The organism is Micromonospora yangpuensis (assembly GCF_900091615.1).
Lineage (GTDB): Bacteria > Actinomycetota > Actinomycetes > Mycobacteriales > Micromonosporaceae > Micromonospora > Micromonospora yangpuensis.
The window spans coordinates 1,879,021-1,897,398 of sequence record NZ_FMIA01000002.1 but is presented as its reverse complement, the minus strand read 5'-3'; the positions used below and the strand labels follow the sequence as shown (position 1 = coordinate 1,897,398).

Genomic DNA, 18,378 nt, shown 5'->3' with positions numbered 1-18,378 from the left:
AGGGAGGCCGCCGCCCCACGACGAGATGTGGAGAAGGCGCGCGAGGTCGACCGCGCAAGGCGGTCGCCAGTCGCCCAGTGTACGCCCCCACTCCGGCGGCAGCCGTCCGCCCTGCCGAACGGGCCGGCGGCGCGCGGCGCCCTACGAGCCGGCGGCCAGCGCGGCGCCCTACGAGCCGGCGGCGCGCGGCGCCCTACGAGCCGGCGGCCAGCGCGGCGCGCTACGAGCCGGCGGCCAGCGCGGCGGCGAGGAAGAGGACCAGACCGACCGTCAGGTAGGCCGTCGGCGGCCGGAGCCAGCCCCGACCGTCGGAGATCGCCAATCCCCCGGTACGCAGCCCGTAGAGCCCGATCGCGAAGATCGGCAACCCGGCGACCAGGAAGGTGCCGACCACCACGTTGGCGGTCGACAACGGGTCACCGACCAGGCCGTTGTAGAACACCCGCAGCGCCGGCACCTCGAAGAAGACGACCAAAAGCGCGAGCAGTACGGCGAGCGCGGGACGGCGGGTGCGGTACACCCCGTCCCCCACCGGGGCACCGGGCAGCCGCCCCCCGTCGGGCCCGTACGCGCCGGGGTCGGCACCCGGCCCGGCCAGGTCCGGACGCGGCGCGATCGGCGGCATCGGCCCGGTCGGCAGCTCCAGCGGATGCGGCGGCTCGGCCGGCCGTCCGCCCCCGGTGCCCAACGCCGCCTGCGCGCCCTGGCCCGGGACGGCGCCCGGGCCGTGCTCCACGCCCCGACCGTGCTCCGTGCTCCGACCGGACTCGGTACCCTGGTCGGTCGCCACGCCCTGGGCTGCGTCCCGGCCCAGGTCGGCCGGGCGGTTCAGCCCCCCTGCGCCGGTGTCGACGAAGCGGGCCGGCCCGGTGTTCCGCCCCGGATCGGCACCCCGGTCCAGGTCAGCACCCCGGCTCGGGTCGATGGCCCGCCCCAGGTCGGTGGCGTGCTCCGGCTCCGGGCCGGCAAGCGGCTCGACCGGGTCCGTGCCGCGGGCCGGATCGGTGGGCGGATTCGTCCGGCCCGGTTCCGCTCCCCGGCTCGGCCCGACGATCGGGTACCCGGCCAGCGGCGACGACCGCACCGGATCGACCGGCTGCCGCTCGGCGGCGTACGGGTCCGCCGAGACCGGCGGGGCGTAGGGGTCCGCCGAGACCGGCGGGGCGTAGGGGTCCGCCGAGACCGGCACGGCGTAAGGGTCCGCCGAAGCCGGCGGGGCGTACGGGTCCGTCGAGACCGGCACGGCGACCGGTCGGCGGGGCACCGGCAGGGCGATCTCCATCGACGTGTGGGCCGCCCGACGCCGCTGGGAATCGGCAGCCCGGCCACCGGCGGTCACCTCGCCCGACGGCTCGCCCCGCCGGCTCCGGGTGGGCAGGTAGCTGTCCGTGTCCGCGCCCTCCCCGCCGAGGGGGTCGTCGGCGCCGTACCGCCCGGTGTCACCGGGGCGCCGGACGGTCGGCTCGTCCCGCTCGTCATAGCGCCGCTGCCCCGGCTCGGTCCGCTGGTCCGGCAGGACGAAGCCGTCCGTCTGGTAGCGGCTCTCCTCCGTCGCCTGCCACTCCGGCTCACCGTATCCGCGCTCCGCGGGATACCAGTGCGGCTCCTGATCTTCGGGAAAGCTCCGTCGTCCGTCCACGTCCGGCACCGTATGTGACGCCAGGTGCGGCGCGCCATTCGGTGGACGTAACGGCCTGTCGTTCACGCTGGGTAGCTACCGGTGATCGGACCGAGCGGCTGGCGTCGACGGACCGGCCCACCGAGCGACGACGCCGGTCGGTGGGCACACCCCTCCCCCGTACGGACGGAACTGCCGTGCCGTACCACACCGAGGGCATGATCGTCCGGTTGTCCACAGGTGCCCCCGTCGTCCACAGGGCCGCCGACTCCGACGGCGGATTCCGGCACCGTGCAGGGCATGACGAAGCGGAACCGGGCCGTCGGCGCGTACGGCGAACGCTGCGCCCTGCGGCACCTTCTCCTGACCGGGCTGCGCCCGATCGACCGGAACTGGCGGTGCGCCGCCGGTGAGATCGACATCGTGGCCTGGGACGGTGAGGTGCTCGCCTTCTGTGAGGTGAAGACCCGCAGCGGCACGGACTTCGGCACTCCGGCCGAGGCGATCGTGCCGGCCAAGGCCCGCCGCCTGCGGGGTCTGGCCGTGCGCTGGCTGACCACCACCGGCACCACCGCGGACGAGCTGCGCTTCGACGTGCTCTCGGTCCATTTGGCCACCGCCGGCCCCGCCCGGGTCGAGCACCTCAAGGGCGCGTTCTGAGATGGGTACGCACCGATGAGCTACGCCCGGGTGCACTGCGTCGGGTTGGTCGGGGTGACGGGGCACGTGGTGCAGGTGGAGGCGGATCTCGCACCGGGGTTGCCCGCGGTGGTGGTCTCCGGGCTGCCCGACACCGCCCTGCACGAGGCCCGTGACCGGGTACGCGCCGCCGTGGTCAACTCCGGCCAACGCTGGCCCAACCGGCGGATCACCATCAACCTGCTCCCCGCCGACCTGCCCAAGTACGGCTCGGCGTTCGACCTGGCGATCGCGGCGGCGCTGCTCGGCGGTGCCGGTGAGCTGCCCCTGACGGCGCTGGAGCGGGTGGTGCTCCTCGGCGAGCTGGGGCTCGACGGGACGGTCCGGCCGGTGCGCGGGGTGCTGCCGATGGTCACCGCCGCCGCCCGCGCCGGCCTGGACCGCGTCATCGTCCCGACCGAGAACGCCGCCGAGGCGGCGATGATCCCCGGCGTCCGGGTGCGGGCCGTCGACACGCTGTACCGGCTGGTCAGCTTCGTCCGGGACGGCACACCGCTACTCGATCCTCCGGTGGCCGGGCCGCCGCCGGGGCCCGACGGCCCGGACCTGGCCGACGTAGCAGGTCAGGGGCTGGGCCGACGGGGCCTGGAGGTCGCCGCGGCCGGCGGCCACCACCTGGCGCTGTTCGGGCCACCGGGGGCCGGCAAGACCATGCTCGCCGAACGACTCCCCTCGGTCCTGCCGGAGCTCACCGACGAGGCGGCCCTGGAGGTCACCGCCCTGCACTCGGTAGCCGGGCTGCTGCCACCGGACGGTCGACTGCTGCGTCGACCACCGTTCCAGGCCCCGCACCACACCGCCACGGTTGCCGCCCTGGTCGGCGGCGGAACGGGGCTGGCCCGGCCGGGTGCGCTCTCCCTGGCCCACCGGGGCGTGCTCTTCCTGGACGAGGCCGCCGAGTTCGGCAGGGGTGCCCTGGAGGCGCTACGGCAGCCGCTGGAGAGCGGTCGGGTCCGGCTGGTGCGGGCCCGGGGCGGCACGGAGTATCCCGCCCAGGTGCAGCTGGTGCTGGCGGCCAACCCGTGTCCCTGCGCGCGCGCCGCCGGGGACGCCTACTGCGAGTGCAGTCCGCTGGCCCGGCGACGCTACCTCGGACGGCTCTCCGGTCCGCTGCTGGACCGGATCGACGTCCAGGTCACGGTGTTGCCGGTCCGGGCGGCACAGTTGCTGGCGACCGGCGAGGGCAACGAGTCGTCAGCCGTGGTGGCCGCCCGGGTCGCCGCGGCCCGGGCCGCAGCCGCCGAACGGTGGGCCGGGCTGGGGCGACGCCTCAACGCCGAGATGCCCGGCCACCTGCTGCGCCAGCCGCCCTGGCGGCTCCCACCGGCGGACACCACGCAGCTACGTGGCCGGCTGGACAGCGGATCGCTGTCCGCGCGGGGCTTCGACCGGGTGATCCGGCTCGCCTGGACCATCGCCGATCTGGACGGTCGGGCCCGACCAGGGCGGGACGACGTCCTGGAGGCCATCGGACTACGTACCGGAGAAGACTCGTGAACCTCACGGAGGACCGGCTGGCCCGGATCGCGTTGACCTGGCTGACCGAGCCGGGCACCTGGACGGTGCACCGGATGGTCGACCGGGTCGGCCCGGTCGTCACGCTGGCGGCGCTGCTGGACGGGGGCGCGCCGAGTGACGCGCTGCGCCGCGCCGTGGCGGCACGGCTCAACGCCGGCGATCCCCGGGCGGTTGCCGCCGAGGCGGTGGAACGGGCCGACCGGCTCGGCGCGCGGCTCGTCACCCCGCACGACGCGGAGTGGCCGGGCAAGGTGGCTCACCTGCGACAGCTGAGTCTGGACGGAGCCGACCGCAAGGTGGACCGGGACACCGCTCCGCCGCTCTGCCTGTGGGTTCGGGGCAGCTGGCCGCTGGCGGAGGTTCTGGACCGCTCGGTCGCGGTGGTCGGTGCCCGCGCCGCCACCGGGTACGGGCTGCACGTGGCCACCGAGCTGGGGTACGGCCTCGGCGAGCGGGGCTGGACCGTGGTCTCGGGCGGGGCGTTCGGCATCGACGCCGCCGCGCACCGGGGTGCGTTGACCGCCGGCGCGGTGACCGTCGCCGTGCTGGCCTGCGGTGTCGACCGGCCCTACCCGGTCGGCAACACCGCGCTGTTCGACCGGATCGCCGAGACGGGTCTGCTGGTGAGCGAGTGGATTCCCGGCTCGGAACCCTTCCGCCCCCGCTTCCTGATCCGCAACCGGGTCATCGCCGCGGCCACTCGGGGAAGCGTTCTGGTGGAGGCGTCGGCACGCAGCGGCGCCACCCAGACCATGCGCCGGGCGCTGGCCATCAAACGGCCGGCGATGGTGGTACCCGGTCCGGTGACCTCCGCGATGTCGGTCGGCGCGCACGAGCTGCTCCGGGAGTACCCGGATGCCCGACTGGTGACCGGGCTGGCCCACGTACTGGAGGAGGTGGGGCGGATCGGCACTGACCTGGCACCGCCGGCCCGTGGTCCGGTGCGCCCCACCGACCACCTCGACGACGACGCCACGATGGTGCTGGAGGCACTGCCCCGGCGCGGTGTCACCGGGCTCGACTCGATCGCGGCCCGGGCCGGCGTCGCGGTCCGCACCGCACTTCGCAAACTGGCCCTGTTGGAGCAGCTCGGCCTGGTGGTCCACCGCGACGGCGGCTACGCCCTCACCCCGCAGCGTCAGCCCCCCGCACCCACCACATGAGCCACCCGGCAGGGGCGGCCGAGCCGGTCGGGACGGGCCGGTCGTGCGCCTCGGCCGTAAGCTGGGTCCGTGCCGGGTGTGGACGTCGGAAGGGCCAGTCACCAGCCGCAGTGGGTCTGCCAGACGCCGCGGCGGGCTCAGCCGGGCCGGGCTCAGCCGGGCCGGGCTCAGCCGGGCCGGGCTCAGCCGGGGCGGCACCACCCGACGGATCCGCGTCGGCGATGAGCCGGGACAGCAGCAGCACCCGGGTCCGGCACCAGGCGTTGCCGGCGGCCATGCGGGACGCGGTGGACGAGTTCGCGGTGCACCTGGCCCAGGTGCGCAGCCGCTCCGAGCACACCGTCCGGGGCTACGTCGCCGATCTGGTGGTGCTGCTCGACCACGCGACCCGGCTGGGTTGCCGGTCCCCCGCCGAGCTCGACCTGGCCGTGTTGCGCAGCTGGCTGGCCAAGCAACGCACGATGGGCCTGGCCCGTACGTCGTTGGCCCGGCGGGCCGCGGCAGCGCGCACCTTCAGCGTGTGGGCCCACCGGTCGGGCCTGCTCCCCACCGACGTGGCCGCGGCGCTGGCCAGCCCCAAGGCCCACCGCGAACTGCCCACGGTGCTCCGCGCCGAGCAGGCGGCCGCACTGCTCGACGGGGTACGCGACGGCGCGGCAGGGCACCGGCCCGACGAGCCGGATCCGCCCACCGGTGACGGAGCCGCTCCGGCGGACGGGCCGGTGCCGCTGCGCGACCGGTTACTGCTCGAACTGCTCTACGCCACCGGGGCGCGGATCAGCGAGGTGTGTGGGCTCGACGTCGCCGACGTCGACCAGGCACGACGGGTGGTCCGGGTGTTCGGCAAGGGTGCCCGGGAACGGTCGGTGCCCTATGGACTGCCGGCGCAGCGGGCCCTCGACCGGTGGCTGCGCCTCGGCCGGCCCACGCTGGCCCGGTCGGGCTCGGGGGACGCCCTGCTGCTCGGCAGCCGGGGTGGTCGCCTGCATCCGACGATGGCCCGGCGGATCGTGGGCGGGCGGGCCGACGCCGCTGGTCTGCCCCGGACCACCCCGCACGGGCTGCGGCACTCGGCCGCCACCCACCTGTTGGAGGGCGGTGCCGACCTGCGCGCGGTCCAGGAACTGCTCGGGCACTCCTCGCTGGCCAGCACCCAGATCTACACGCACGTCTCGGTGGAACGACTGCGCTCGGCGTACCGGCAGGCCCATCCCCGGGCCTGACCGGCCGGGGCCGCCGGTGGCGGTGATCCAGGCGGCGGGACTCGACCGGGCGGTTACGCTCGTCGGGTGACCGCCGTCGTGCCTCCCGACCCGATTCCCGGTGCCCGGTTGCTCTTCTCCCTGGACCCGGCGGTCAGTCACCTCAACCATGGTTCGTTCGGCGCGGTGCCGATCGGGGTGCAGCGGGTCCAGCAGCGGCTACGCGACGAGATGGAGGCCAACCCGCTGCGCTTCCTCAGCCAGGGGCTGACCGAACGCGTCGCGCACGCCCGCCGGCATCTGGCGACGTTCCTCGGTGCCGATCCGGACGGCACCGCCCTGGTCGGCAACACGACCACCGGCGTGGCGGTGGTCCTTGCGTCGCTGGGGCTGCGCCCCGGTGACGAGGTGGTCAGCACCGACCACGGGTACGGCGCGGTGGCCATGTCCATCGCCCGGCAGTGCCGCCGTACCGGTGCGGACTCCCGGGTGCTTCCGGTGCCGTTGGCCGCCACCGACACCGAGGTCGTCGAGACCGTCCGGGCGGGCCTGCGTCCTGGTCGGACCCGGCTGCTGGTCGTCGACCACCTCACGTCGGCCACCGCCCGGCTGTTTCCGGTTGCGGCCATCGTCGAGGCGGCCCACCGGCAGGGTGTGCCGGTGCTGGTGGACGGGGCCCACGTACCGGGCATGCTGCCGGTCGCGGTCGCCGACGTCGGCGCGGACTTCTGGGTGGGCAACCTGCACAAGTGGGGGTACGCCCCGCGCGGGACGGCCGTGCTGGTGGTGGCCGAGCGGTGGCGGGAACGGATCGAGCCACTGGTGGTCTCCTGGGAGCAGGAGTCCGGGTTTCCCGCCCGGGTGGAGTGGCAGGCCACGCTGGACTACACCCCCTGGCTGGCTGCTCCGGCCGGCCTGTTCACGCTGCGCAGCCTCGGCGTCGACCGGGTACGCGCGCACAACGCGGCGCTCGCCGCGTACGGACAGCGGGTGGTCGGGGAGGCGCTCGGGGTGCCACCGACCGCGCTGCCGGACCACCGCGGGCCGGCGGTGGCCATGCGGGTGGTGCCGCTACCCACCGGTGTCGCCGGCACCTTCGACGCGGCTCGGGCGTTGCGCCTGCGGATCGCCGAACGGCTCGCCACCGAGGTGGCGGTGACGGCCTGGAACGGCCGGGGCTGGCTGCGGTTGTGCGGTCAGGTCTACAACCACGCCGAGGAGTACCAGCGGCTCGCGGTCAGCCTGCCGGCGCTGCTCGACCAGCGCTGAGCCGCGCGGTACGACGCCGGGTCGTGCCGGCGACCGGGAGCAGCCGCAGCGGGCCGAGGCCGAGCAGCGACAGCGGGTCGAGGTACTCCCGGTCCCGCCGCAGTCCCCAGTGCAGGCAGGCGGCGACCGGACATCCGGGGTGACCGGCCAGCAGGTCACCGAGCCCGCCGCCGACCTCGACCCGGTCGCCGGCCCGGACGCTGGGCCGGACCGGCTCGTAGGTGGTGCGCAACCCGTCGGGATGCGCGACGCTTACCAGTGGCCGGCCGGCGACCGTGCCGGCGAAGTGCACCACACCGGCACCGGCTGACCGCACGATCGTGCCCGGCTCGGCGGCCAGGTCGACACCGCGGTGACCGGGCAGCCAACGCCGCGGCGGGGGCTCGAATCCGCGCCCCGGCCGGGGCGGACCGGGAAGCGGCCACCGGAACACGGCCGCGGTGCCGCCCTCCGGCGCCGCACCCGACGACGAAGGGACAGCGGGGGCCGGACCGGACGGCGTCCCGACAGCAGAGGCCGGACCGGACGGCGTCCCGACGGCGTGGACCGGATCGGATCGCAGGGCGACGTCGTGGCGGTAGCGGATCACCGGGAACCGGTCGTGGGCCGCCGGCTCGACGGCGGACGGGCGGACCGGTACCGGCGTGGTGAGCAGGACGACCAGGCCGAACACGGCAGTACGGAGTGCCGACATGTCGGGCAGCCTGCCGGTTTCGCGGCTCCGACGCAGCCCCGCCGGCCGTCGGTTGTGGACAACGCCGCTGCTGTGGACAACCGCCCGCGATCCCCGTCGATCTGCTATGGCGGTCGGGGTGGCGCACCGACGGTCAGGACCCCACGCGACAGCGTGGACCAGGGTGGCTCTGCCAACGACCTGGTTCAGGGGCGCGGCCGCTGCCGGCGGTCGATCCGTTCGGCGGGGCGGGGATCAGCCGCCGACGTCGACACGCCGAATCAACCGGCGGACGGAGGACCAGCCGGTGGCACGCCGAATCAGCCGGCGGCGCAGGACCAGCCGGCGGGCGGAGGATCAGCCGGCGTGGTCAGCGTGGGGTCAGCTGCCGAAGCCGGAGTCGGCGGGCAGCGAGATGTCGGGCTTCTCCAGCTCCTCGACGTTGACGTCCTTGAACGTCATCACCCGTACGTTCTTGACGAACCGGGCGGGACGGTACATGTCCCAGACCCAGGCGTCGTGCATCTCGACCTCGAAGTAGACCTCGCCGTCGGAGTTGCGCACGTGCAGGTCGACCTGGTTGGCCAGGTAGAACCGGCGTTCGGTCTCCACCACGTAGGAGAACTGGCGGACAATGTCGCGGTACTCCCGGTAGAGCTGCAGCTCCATCTCGGTCTCGTACTTCTCGAGATCTTCCGCGCTCATCGCACTCCGCCTTCCATGACGACATCTTCCCCCACCGGCGCGGGAGGTCGAGGCTGCTCGCCCAACGCCACGCCGACGGTACCCCCTGAGGCCTCCGGACGCTCCATCGGCTCGTGCGGGCTTTTCCCTGCCGGTCGCCTGGCTCGCGGCGGCCGGGTGGCCCGACCGGAGACGGCGGCGACATTGACGTACGAGAACCGGTGCTCCCGGCAGGGGCCCAGCTCCCGCAGCGCCGCCGTGTGCTCGGCCGTGCTGTAGCCCTTGTGCTCGGCGAAGCCGTAACCGGGGAACGTGGCATCGAGCTCCACCATGATCCGGTCCCGGGTGACCTTGGCGAGCACGCTGGCCGCGGCCACGCAGGCGGCCACCCGGTCACCCTTCCAGACCGCCAACCCGGGTACGTCCAGTCCGTCGACGCCGAAGCCGTCGCTGAGCACGTACTCGGGGCGGACGGTCAGCGAGGCGAGCGCCCGGCGCATGGCGGCCAGGTTGCACACGTGCAGCCCCAACGCGTCGACCTCCTCGGCCGGGATCACCACCACCGCGTACGCCAGGGCCCGGTCCACCACCTGCCGGTAGACGCGTTCCCGGCTGGCCGGGGTGAGCAGCTTGGAGTCGGCCAGCCCGTCGATCTCGCCCCGCCGCCCCTCGGGCAGGATCGCGGCGGCGGCGACCAGCGGCCCGGCGCAGGCACCGCGACCGGCCTCGTCGGCACCGGCGACGTGCCGGAAGCCGCGCCGTTGCAGGGCCCATTCCAGCGCGTAGAGGCCACCCTCGCGGCGCACCACCGTGCGGGGCGGGGTCAGCACCGGGCACCGCCCGGCGCCGGTGAGCCCTCGTCGACAAGCGGGAAGACGGTCACCGTCCCAGACTGCCAGACGGGACCGACGAGGCCCATGCCGCCCGGCGGTCAGCCGAGGGGGATCACGGGTTGGGGACGCCCTCGAACGGCTCCGGCACGGTCAGCAGGGTGGCCCGGTCCACCGGCCAGAAGACGGTGAACGCCCGACCCACCACCTCGCTCTCGCTGATCGTGGCGGCGTTGATGTCCTGGCCCGACTGCTGCCAGTGCTCCAACGAGTCACCGGAGGCCTCCCGGTGGTCACCCATCACCCAGAGCCGGCCGGCCGGCACGGTGATGTCGAACTCCTGGTCGGCCGGGCGGTCCCGCCGGCCGTCGGCGGAGTAGATGTACGGCTCGTCGATCGCCATGCCGTTGATGATCAGACGCTCCTGCGGATCGCAGCAGACCAACCGGTCACCGCCGACGGCGATCACCCGCTTGATGAAGTCCTCGCCGTCGGGGTTGCCGCTCCACTCGGTGGGTGCCTTGAACACGATCACCTCACCCCGGTGCGGCGAGCGGAAGTGGTAGACCAGCTTGTTCACCAACACCCGGTCGTCGATCTTGAGAGTGTTCTCCATCGACGGGGAGGGGATGAAGAAGGTCTGCAGCACGAAGGCGCGTACCAGCACCGCGACCAGAACCGCCACCCCCAGCAGGATGGGCAGTTCCTTCCAGAACGAACTACGGGGCTTGTCGGTCTGCTCGTCAATCACGGGAGGAGCCTACGTCGCCGGGCGTGCAACGACCTTCTGGAACGCGCAAGAACGGATGCCACGGTCGCGATCGGGACGAGCAGCACGACACCTCCACCGGTAGTGGTTCGGATCGGGGCGGGCACGTCACCGGAGACCGCCGCCGGGCTGGAGATCCCGACGAAGGTGTCCGGGATCGACAACGAGGCCCACCGGTCGGACGGCCAGACAACCATGAAAGCCCGCCCCACCACGTTGTCGATCGGCACCGGCCCCTGGCAGCGGGCGTCCTGCGAGACCAGCCGGTGGTCACCGAGCACGAAGATCTGCCCCGGTGGGACCACCACCTCGTCGAAGCGGCGGGAGCGGCACTCCTGCGGGTTCGGCGGGAGGTCCAGCGGGGAGTCGCGCAGCACGTACGACTCGTCCAGCGGCACCCCGTTGACGGTGACCCGACCCTGTTCGTCGCAGCACTGCACCCGGTCACCGGGAAGGCCGATGACCCGCTTGATGAAGTCCTTCTCACCGGGGCGGCCGTACCCGATCAGGTCGCCGACGGTACGGCCGAACCTTTCGGCCAGCCCCGGCGCGGGCCCCGACTCCACCTGCGGAACCCACCGGTCGGTGCCCCGGAACACCACCACCTCGCCGCGCTGCGGGTCGCGGGTGTCGTAGACGACCTTGTTGACCAGCACCCGGTCGTTGACGAGCAGGGTGTCCTCCATCGACCCGGAGGGGATGAAGAACGCCTGCAGCAGGAACGTCCGGATCAGCACGGCCAGGCAGAAGGCCACGATCAGCAGCAGCGGCAGCTCCTGCCAGAGCGGCATCTGCCGCCGGGTACGCCGGGACCTGCGCCGCCACGGATCGACTGTGTCGCCCTCGTCAAGCGTCCGCACCACGCCACTCCCCGGTCCGCATAAACGTCACCACCGCCCGGGAGCCTCTCACAAGGCCCCACGGGCGGTGGTGGACATCGTTCGTCGCGACGTCGCTGCCCGCCTGCGCCCGTACCGACCAGGGTAGTGCGCTCCGGTCGATGCGACACACGCGCAGCTCAGGCGGCGTGGCGGCCGGTAGTGGTCAGCTCGGCAGCTTCTCGCGACGCTCCTTGATCTTGGCCTTCTTGCCGCGCAGCTCGCGCAGGTAGTAGAGCTTGGCCCGGCGGACCGCGCCCCGGGTGACGATCTCGATCCGGTCGATCGCCGGGCTGTTGATCGGGTAGGTCCGCTCGACGCCGACGCCGAAGCTGACCTTGCGGACCGAGAAGGTCTCGCGCAGGCCGTCACCCTGACGACGGATGACCACGCCCTGGAAGATCTGGACCCGGGACCGGTTGCCCTCGACCACCCGCGCGTGCACCTTCACGGTGTCACCGGCACGGAACTCGGGCAGGTCGGTCCGCTTCGACTGGGCGTCAAGGGCGTCCAGGATGTTCATCGCACAACCTCGTGAGGCTCACGGCGCATCGTCAATCGATGCGCGAATGGGTGATTCTGATCCCCGGGTCGCGGCCGGTGGAGCTGACCCCGGTCGGTGATCCTCGCAGCCGTCCGCGGCGCGGTCGACTGCGGCAACCCTTCTACTCTGCCACATCCGCGTCCGGCGACGGGAACCCACCCCGGCGCAGGGCCGCGCGGTCGAGGCGGTCCAGGCTCTCCGGTGCCAGGGCGGCCAGCAGGTCGGGGCGACGGCCGGCGGTACGCAGCAGCGCCTCGTCCCGCCGCCAGCGGGCGATCCGGCCGTGGTCGCCCGAGCGGAGCACCTCCGGCACGTCGAGGCCCCGCCAGCTCGGCGGCTTGGTGTAGACCGGGCCCTCCAGCAGGCCGTGGGCGTGCGACTCCTCGTCCAGGGAACCGGCGTTGCCGAGCACCCCGGGCAGCAGCCGGGTGACCGCCTCCAGGATCACCAGCACCGCCACCTCGCCGCCGAAGAGCACGTAGTCGCCGAGGGAGACCTCGGTGACCCGCATCCGGGTGGCCGCGTGGTCGAGCACCCGCTGGTCGATGCCCTCGTACCGGCCGCAGGCGAAGAGCAGGTGCGACTCACCGGCCAGCTCCTGGGCGAGCGCCTGGTCGAACGGGACACCCGTCGGCGCGGGAACCAGCAGCCGGGGCAACGTGACCCCGTCCGGCGTCAGCTCGTCCGGGGCCAGCGAGTCGAACGCCGCACCCCACGGCTCCGGTCGCATCACCATGCCGGGGCCGCCGCCGTACGGTGTGTCGTCGACCGTGCGGTGCACGTCGTGGGTCCAGGTCCGCAGGTCGTGTACGGCCAGCCGCAGCGTGCCGTTGGCCTGGGCCTTGCCGATCAGCGAGAGGTCCAGCGGGGTGAAGTACTCCGGAAAGATCGACACGATGTCGACACGCATGGGGGGTGGCTCCCGCTCCGTCAGAGGTCGAGCAGGCCGGCCGGCGGGTCGACCACGACGCGTCCACCGGCGAGGTCGACCTCCGGCACGATCGCGCGGACGAAGGGGACCAACGCGGTACGCCCTTCGGGTCGCCGCACCACCAGCAGGTCGGAGGCGGGCGCGTGGTCGATCCGGGTCACCTCGCCGATGCTTTCACCGGTCGTGCTGACCACGGCGAGCCCGACGAGTTGGTGGTCGTGGAACTCCTCCGGGTCCGCCGGCGCGGCGACCTCGGCGCTGTCCACGGCGAGCAGCGTGCCGCGCAGCGCCTCGGCGACGTTGCGGTCGGCCACGTCGGCGAAGCAGACCAGCAGTCGGCTCTGGTGCCAGCGGGCCGCGGTGACGGTCAACCGCTCGGGTACCCGGTACGGCTCGGGCCCGACCGGCGGCACCGAGTCGACCTCCGCCCCGGCGGAACCCGACGGCGTGGCGGCGGAACCCGACCGCGGCGCCGCTCCCGGCTCGGTGACCAGCACCGATCCGGGAGCGAAGCGTGCCTCGGGTTCGTCGGTGCGCACCTCCACGGTGACCTCACCGCGAATGCCGTGCGGCTTGCCGATCCTGCCGACGATGAGCTGCATCAGTACGAGTCGACGATGTCGACGCGTACCCCGCGCCCGCCGATGGAACCGATCACCTGGCGCAGCGCCTTGGCGGTTCGGCCGGAGCGGCCGATCACCGTGCCCAGGTCCTCCGGGTGTACGCGGACTTCGAGCCGCTTACCCCGACGGGAGTCGACCATCCGGACCCGTACGTCGTCGGGATGGTCGACGATGCCCTTGACCAGGTGCTCAAGCGCCGGACGCAGAGCCACGTCAGCCCTGCTCGCCGGAGGTCGTACCGGACTGCTCCTCGGCCTTCGGCGCCTCGGCCGGGGTCTCGGCCTTCGGGGTCTCGGCCTTGGGCGTCTCGGCCTTGGCCTTCTTCGCCGGCTTGGTCGGGGTGTCGGCGATCCCGGCCGCGGCCTTCGCCTCGGCCTCGTAGGCCGCCTTGCGGTCGGCGCGCTCGGCGGCGACCTTCAGCGGCGGCGGAGCCGGCAGGCCCTTGAACTGCTGCCAGTCACCGGTCAGCTCCAGCAGACGCTGGACGGCCTCGCTCGGCTGCGCGCCGACGGAGAGCCAGTACTGGACCCGGTCCGACTTGACCTCGATCACCGAAGGGTCTTCCTTCGGCTGGTAGATCCCGACGAACTCGATCGCCCGGCCGTCGCGCTTGGTGCGCGAGTCGGCGATCACGATGCGGTACTGCGGGTTGCGGATCTTGCCCATCCGCAGGAGCCGGATCTTTACGGCCACAGTTGTTTCGCTCCTGTTGCGATTCTCACCGGCCCGAACGGGCGGTGCACGGGTGAGAGCCGACCGGCACAGTGGGGTTGGGCCGGAGACTGCTCGGTGGACTGACCAGGTGCCCGGGGTAGAGGGCGCCGAACACCCGTCGGATACCAGCGTCCCATTCTGCCAGACCCGACGCCGATCCCGCGCACCGGACCCACCCCGACCCGCCCTCGCCGGGCGACGGCGGTGACGAGGAACACGCTCAGCGTGCCGGAGGGCGGTCCCAACCGGGCGGCAGCTCGTCCGGCATACTCCGGTCGGTCGGTGGGGTGAGGTCGCACCAGGTGCCGTCGAACGGGAACTCGCCCGCCTCCGCCATCGCGGCCACCCGTCGCCCCTCGGCGCGTACCGCCTGCTCGTCGGGGACCCAGTAGTGCTCGGCGAGGGCGAGCCGCTCGGCGAACTCCTCCTCGTCCTTCCACTGCCAGCTGCGGTCGGGATGCACCACCACGTCCAGGTCCTGGTCGACGATGTCCACGCCGGCCAGGGTCCCGTCGTCCCACCGGACGCCCGGTTCCTCCAGGTTCACGTACCAGTTGGCGAACTGGCCCTGGTCGTCCTGGAACCACCACACCGAGTGCGCCGCCCCGACCGGCAGGAACTTCAGCAGGGGTGGCCCCTGCCAGCGACCCCGCTTGAGCCGGTAGGACGACGTGATCCACTCGGCGAAGGGCATCGTCCGCATGCCCCGTCCGTCGGCGGTCACCTCGCTGGCCACCGGGGCGTTCCGGGGTACGAAGATCAGCAGCCCCCGGTCGTCGTCGCTGACCACCCGGGCCGTCCGCACCCAGCCGATCCGGCCCTGCCGTACGTTCCGGTGCACGATCAGCCGCCCCGGCTCGAAGCGCACGTTGATCCTCCCGGTGTCGCGTGGATCTCCCCGTCGTCACGCCGGCCACGCCGGACCGGCGCTGGAGCGTTAGGAGGGGGCCCTTCCTATACAGAAAGCGTTAACAGGGGGCCCTTCCTTACACCTCTAGTAGGCGCGGGCGAGGATGGCCTGCAGGTCCGGCTCGTCCTCGGAGTCGGGGACGGAGCCGTCGGCGCGCAGCAGGCAGCGGACCGTGACGCCCTGGGCGTTGGCCTCGGTCTCCCCCGCCACGCCCACCGCCGACCAGGGCACCCGGGCCCACCCGGTGGCCGCCGCCTCGATCGCCTCGGCGAGGGTGGCCACCTCGACGGTGCGCGACTCCCGGTGGGCCAGCGCCTGGTCGTAGAGCGCCTGCTGGTCGGCTTCCAGCGCCGCGCGCACCGCGCCGACCACGTCGGCCACCGCGGTCGGGGACTTCGACCCGTCGGTACGGCGCACCACGACCGCGTTGCCGGCGGCCAGGTCGCGGGGGCCGACCTCGACGCGTACCGGGTAGCCGCGCAGTTCGGCGTCGACGGCCCGGCGGCCGAAGGCGGTGTCGGTCCGGTCGTCGAGCGCGACCCGGACCCCCGCGTCACGCAGCGCGTCGCGCAGCCCGGTCGCGGCCTCGCCGACCCCCTCGCCGTCCTTGACCACCATCACGTACGCCTGGATCGGGGCCAGCCTCGGCGGCACCCGGAGCCCGTTGTCGTCGCCGTGGCACATGATCAGACCGCCGAGCATCCGGGTCGAGGTGCCCCAGGAGGTGGTCCAGGCGTGCTCCCGGCCGCCCTCGGCCGAGGAGTAGCTGATGTCGAAGGCCTTGGCGAAGTTCTGCCCCAGCTCGTGGCTGGTGCCGAGCTGCAACGCCTTGCCGTCGCCCATCATGCCTTCGCAGGTGTACGTGGCGGTGGCACCGGCGAACCGCTCCCGGGCGGTCTTGAGGCCGACCAGCACCGGGATGCCCAGCACGGTCGCCATCAGGTCCTCGTACGCCTCATGCAGGATCTTGCGCGCGTAGGCGCGGGCGTCGGCCTCGGTGGCGTGCGCGGTGTGCCCCTCCTGCCAGAGGAACTCGCTGGTACGCAGGAAGATCCGGGGCCGCAGCTCCCAGCGGACCACGTTCGCCCACTGGTTGAGCAGCAACGGCAGATCCCGGTACGAGTCGACCCACTTGGCCATGAACTCGCCGATCACCGTCTCGCTGGTGGGGCGGACCACGACCGGCTCAGCCAGCTGCTTGCCGCCACCGTGGGTGACCACGGCCAGCTCCGGCGAGAAGCCCTCGACGTGCTGGGCCTCCCGCTTGAGGTAGCTCTCCGGAATGAACAGCGGGAAGTACGCGTTCTCCGCGCCGGCCGCCTTGATCCGGGCGTCCATCTCGGCCTGCATCCGCTCCCAGATGGCGTAGCCGGCCGGTCGGATCACCATCGTTCCGCGCACCGGGCCGTTGTCGGCCAGCTTCGCCTTGGCGATCAGATCCTGGTACCAGCGGGGAAAGTCCTCCGCACGGGGAGTGAGCACGCGAGCCATGACCGCACATCCTATGCGGGACCCACCCCGGACCCGCGCCCGGGAGCCCGATGCGACGGTTTCCTGGCTGTCGTGGCCTTCCGTCGCCACGACCCCGCCACCTCCGGGAAACCGCCGCCACGACCGGCCAGGGGCGACCGGTCAGCGGCGACCCGGCGCGGCGACCGGTCAGGGCCGCCGGGGGCGACCCCGCAGGACGAGGTGGGAGGGGGCGCGGACGACCCGCAGGTCCCGTCGGGGGTCGTCCGGGTAGACGACCAGGTCGGCCAGGCCACCCTCGACCAGGCCGGGCAGGCCGAGCCACTGCCGGGCCCGCCAGGAGGCGGCGGCCAACACCTCGGGTACGGGCATTCCGGCCTGCTCGTGCAGCAGGAGCATCTCCTCGGCGGCCAGCCCGTGGTCGATGCCACCGCCGGCGTCGGTGCCCACGTAGATCGGCACCCCGGCCTCGTGGGCGGCCCGGACGACCTCGGGGAAGCGGTCCCGCAGGGCGATCATGTGGTCGGCGTACCCGGGGAACTTGGGGCGGGCGGTGTCGGCGATCCCGCCGAAGGTCCGGATGTTGATCATGGTGGGGATCAGCGCGGTACCCCGGCGGGCCATCTCGTCGATCACGTCCAGGCTCAGCCCGGTGCCGTGCTCGACCGAGTCGACCCCGGCCCGCACCATGATCTCGACGGCCGACTCGGAGAAGGTGTGCACCGCGGCGCGTACCCCGGCGGCGTGCGCGGCCGCCACGGCCGCGGTCATCGTGGCGGCGTCCCAGGCCGGAGCGAGGTCGCCGATGCCCCGGTCGATCCAGTCGCCGACCAGCTTGACCCAGCCGTTGCCGGCCCGGGCCTGCTCGGCCACGGTCGCGGCGACCTGCGCCGCGTCCACCTCGATGCCGATGTCGCGCAGGTAGCGCCGGGGCGGGGCGATGTGCCGGCCCGCGCGGACCAGGCGCGGCAACTCCGGGTCGTCGTCGAGTTCCGGGTACGGGTACGGCGAACCGGCGTCCCGGATCGCCAGCACCCCGGCGTCCCGGTCGGTCCGGCCCAGCGCGCGGGCCTGGTCGAGCGAGGTGATCGGGGTGCCGCCCCGGGCGATGCCGAGGTGGCAGTGCGCGTCGACCAGACCGGGCAGGACGAACCCCCGGTCGACGATCGTCTCCGCGCCGGGCTGTGGTTCGAAGGTGACCCGGTCACCGACCAGCCAGATGTCCCGGACCTCGTCGTCGGGCAGGAGCACACCGCGCACATGCAGAGCCATGTGCACAGTCCTACCGGATCACTGCCCGTCGCGGGTCAGCAGACCGGCCCGGCGGGCGGTCAACGCCGGCAGGTCGACCGAGACCTTCCAGGGCCGCTCGGTGACGAAGAGGTCCTCGGTGTGGGTGGCTGCCTCGTACTCGCCCCTCGGGCCGAGCACGAACTCGGTGAGCGTCATCCGCTCGTGCAGCGGCTCGACCACCCAGTAGGTCCGTACCCCGGCGCGGGCGTAGACCCGGGCCTTGTCGTACATGTCCCGGAAGACCGAGGACGGGGAGATCACCTCGACCACCAGCGGCGCGTCGGCGATCGGTACCGGGCTGCGGTCGGCGTGCTCCCGCCGGATGGCGACCACGTCCGGACGGGGTTCGTTGCGCCGGTCGACCTGCATGGACAGGTCGATGCTGACCATGAGGTCGGGCGGGCAGTCGACTCCGAGCGCCAGCAGCAGGCAGACGCAGAGGTCCTGGTGGAGCGCGGTGGGGGACGGCACGATCAACCTTCCGTTGATCAGTTCGTACGGAAGGTCCTTCGGCAGGTCGCCGAGGTCGTCGACCGTCCACTCCGAGCGCTCGGGCAGGATGGGTGCCACGGTCATGACTCCTCCTTCCA

At 73.3% G+C, this 18,378-nt stretch carries 19 protein-coding genes and 1 pseudogene; 5 read left to right on the top strand and 15 right to left on the bottom strand.

All coding sequences use genetic code 11. The annotated features are described in order from the left end of the window. Positions 1 to 220 precede the first annotated feature (220 nt). Positions 221 to 847 (bottom strand): annotated as a pseudogene (locus GA0070617_RS32140) (hypothetical protein); the annotation flags it as partial. A gap of 1,071 nt (positions 848 to 1,918) precedes the next feature. Here GA0070617_RS32140 and GA0070617_RS08790 point away from each other — a divergent pair. The 5 genes from GA0070617_RS08790 to GA0070617_RS08770 all read left to right on the top strand — a co-directional run bounded on the left by GA0070617_RS08790 (position 1,919) and on the right by GA0070617_RS08770 (position 7,469). Further along, complete coding sequence (locus GA0070617_RS08790) at positions 1,919 to 2,278, top strand: YraN family protein (protein WP_091435510.1); 360 nt, start codon at positions 1,919 to 1,921, stop codon at positions 2,276 to 2,278. Between the two features lie 15 nt (positions 2,279 to 2,293). After that, positions 2,294 to 3,814 (top strand): YifB family Mg chelatase-like AAA ATPase, encoded by a 1,521-nt coding sequence (locus tag GA0070617_RS08785; protein WP_091435509.1) that lies wholly within the window; start codon positions 2,294 to 2,296, stop codon positions 3,812 to 3,814. After that, positions 3,811 to 4,998: a DNA-processing protein DprA gene (locus tag GA0070617_RS08780; RefSeq protein WP_229688088.1), complete on the top strand. Its 1,188-nt coding sequence runs from the start codon at positions 3,811 to 3,813 to the stop codon at positions 4,996 to 4,998. Before GA0070617_RS08785 ends, GA0070617_RS08780 begins: the two co-directional genes overlap by 4 nt. Before the next feature lie 221 nt (positions 4,999 to 5,219). Next, positions 5,220 to 6,221, top strand: a complete 1,002-nt coding sequence (locus GA0070617_RS08775) for a tyrosine recombinase XerC (RefSeq protein WP_091435508.1) — start codon at positions 5,220 to 5,222, stop codon at positions 6,219 to 6,221. Positions 6,222 to 6,287: 66 nt separating this feature from the next. Continuing rightward, a complete protein-coding gene (locus GA0070617_RS08770) occupies positions 6,288 to 7,469 on the top strand; it encodes an aminotransferase class V-fold PLP-dependent enzyme (protein WP_091435507.1) in 1,182 nt (393 codons plus the stop codon). On the opposite strand, the gene GA0070617_RS08765 is transcribed toward GA0070617_RS08770, so the two are convergent. The 14 genes from GA0070617_RS08765 to GA0070617_RS08700 form a co-directional block, all read right to left on the bottom strand. After that, the gene (locus GA0070617_RS08765; RefSeq protein ID WP_091435506.1) at positions 7,438 to 8,163 is read right to left on the bottom strand and encodes a M23 family metallopeptidase; all 726 of its coding nucleotides are present in this window, start codon (positions 8,161 to 8,163) and stop codon (positions 7,438 to 7,440) included. The two genes, GA0070617_RS08770 and GA0070617_RS08765, sit on opposite strands and share 32 nt — an antisense overlap. 360 nt (positions 8,164 to 8,523) lie before the next feature. After that, complete coding sequence (locus tag GA0070617_RS08760) at positions 8,524 to 8,847, bottom strand: DUF2469 domain-containing protein (RefSeq protein WP_011905215.1); 324 nt, start codon at positions 8,845 to 8,847, stop codon at positions 8,524 to 8,526. Beyond that, positions 8,844 to 9,656 (bottom strand): ribonuclease HII, encoded by an 813-nt coding sequence (locus tag GA0070617_RS08755; RefSeq protein ID WP_091435505.1) that lies wholly within the window; start codon positions 9,654 to 9,656, stop codon positions 8,844 to 8,846. The genes GA0070617_RS08760 and GA0070617_RS08755 overlap by 4 nt, the downstream gene beginning before the upstream one ends. Positions 9,657 to 9,771: 115 nt before the next feature. Then, the gene (gene lepB / locus GA0070617_RS08750; protein WP_091435504.1) at positions 9,772 to 10,407 is read right to left on the bottom strand and encodes a signal peptidase I; all 636 of its coding nucleotides are present in this window, start codon (positions 10,405 to 10,407) and stop codon (positions 9,772 to 9,774) included. Next, the gene (gene lepB, locus GA0070617_RS08745; RefSeq protein ID WP_091435503.1) at positions 10,404 to 11,288 is read right to left on the bottom strand and encodes a signal peptidase I; all 885 of its coding nucleotides are present in this window, start codon (positions 11,286 to 11,288) and stop codon (positions 10,404 to 10,406) included. The genes lepB (GA0070617_RS08750) and lepB (GA0070617_RS08745) overlap by 4 nt, the downstream gene beginning before the upstream one ends. A 181-nt stretch (positions 11,289 to 11,469) precedes the next feature. Further along, entirely contained in the window at positions 11,470 to 11,826 is a 357-nt protein-coding gene (gene rplS / locus GA0070617_RS08740; protein WP_091435502.1) for a 50S ribosomal protein L19, read from the bottom strand. Between the two features lie 142 nt (positions 11,827 to 11,968). Further along, positions 11,969 to 12,757 (bottom strand): tRNA (guanosine(37)-N1)-methyltransferase TrmD, encoded by a 789-nt coding sequence (gene trmD / locus GA0070617_RS08735; protein ID WP_091435501.1) that lies wholly within the window; start codon positions 12,755 to 12,757, stop codon positions 11,969 to 11,971. Between the two features lie 20 nt (positions 12,758 to 12,777). Beyond that, the gene (gene rimM, locus GA0070617_RS08730) at positions 12,778 to 13,380 is read right to left on the bottom strand and encodes a ribosome maturation factor RimM (protein ID WP_091435500.1); all 603 of its coding nucleotides are present in this window, start codon (positions 13,378 to 13,380) and stop codon (positions 12,778 to 12,780) included. Further along, positions 13,380 to 13,613, bottom strand: coding sequence for an RNA-binding protein (locus GA0070617_RS08725; protein WP_013732101.1), 234 nt, complete (start codon positions 13,611 to 13,613; stop codon positions 13,380 to 13,382). The genes rimM and GA0070617_RS08725 overlap by 1 nt, the downstream gene beginning before the upstream one ends. Position 13,614: 1 nt before the next feature. After that, positions 13,615 to 14,094: a 30S ribosomal protein S16 gene (gene rpsP / locus GA0070617_RS08720; RefSeq protein ID WP_091435499.1), complete on the bottom strand. Its 480-nt coding sequence runs from the start codon at positions 14,092 to 14,094 to the stop codon at positions 13,615 to 13,617. Positions 14,095 to 14,335: 241 nt separating this feature from the next. Further along, positions 14,336 to 14,983, bottom strand: a complete 648-nt coding sequence (locus GA0070617_RS08715; protein ID WP_091435498.1) for a ribonuclease FAU-1 family protein — start codon at positions 14,981 to 14,983, stop codon at positions 14,336 to 14,338. Between the two features lie 126 nt (positions 14,984 to 15,109). After that, the gene (proS, locus tag GA0070617_RS08710) at positions 15,110 to 16,516 is read right to left on the bottom strand and encodes a proline--tRNA ligase (protein ID WP_091435497.1); all 1,407 of its coding nucleotides are present in this window, start codon (positions 16,514 to 16,516) and stop codon (positions 15,110 to 15,112) included. 168 nt (positions 16,517 to 16,684) lie between these two features. Then, positions 16,685 to 17,767 (bottom strand): amidohydrolase family protein, encoded by a 1,083-nt coding sequence (locus GA0070617_RS08705; protein WP_091435496.1) that lies wholly within the window; start codon positions 17,765 to 17,767, stop codon positions 16,685 to 16,687. Between the two features lie 18 nt (positions 17,768 to 17,785). Beyond that, positions 17,786 to 18,364 carry a Uma2 family endonuclease gene (locus GA0070617_RS08700; protein ID WP_091435495.1) on the bottom strand — a complete coding sequence of 193 codons (579 nt, stop codon included), beginning with the start codon at positions 18,362 to 18,364 and terminating at the stop codon, positions 17,786 to 17,788. Between the last annotated feature and the right edge of the window lie 14 nt (positions 18,365 to 18,378).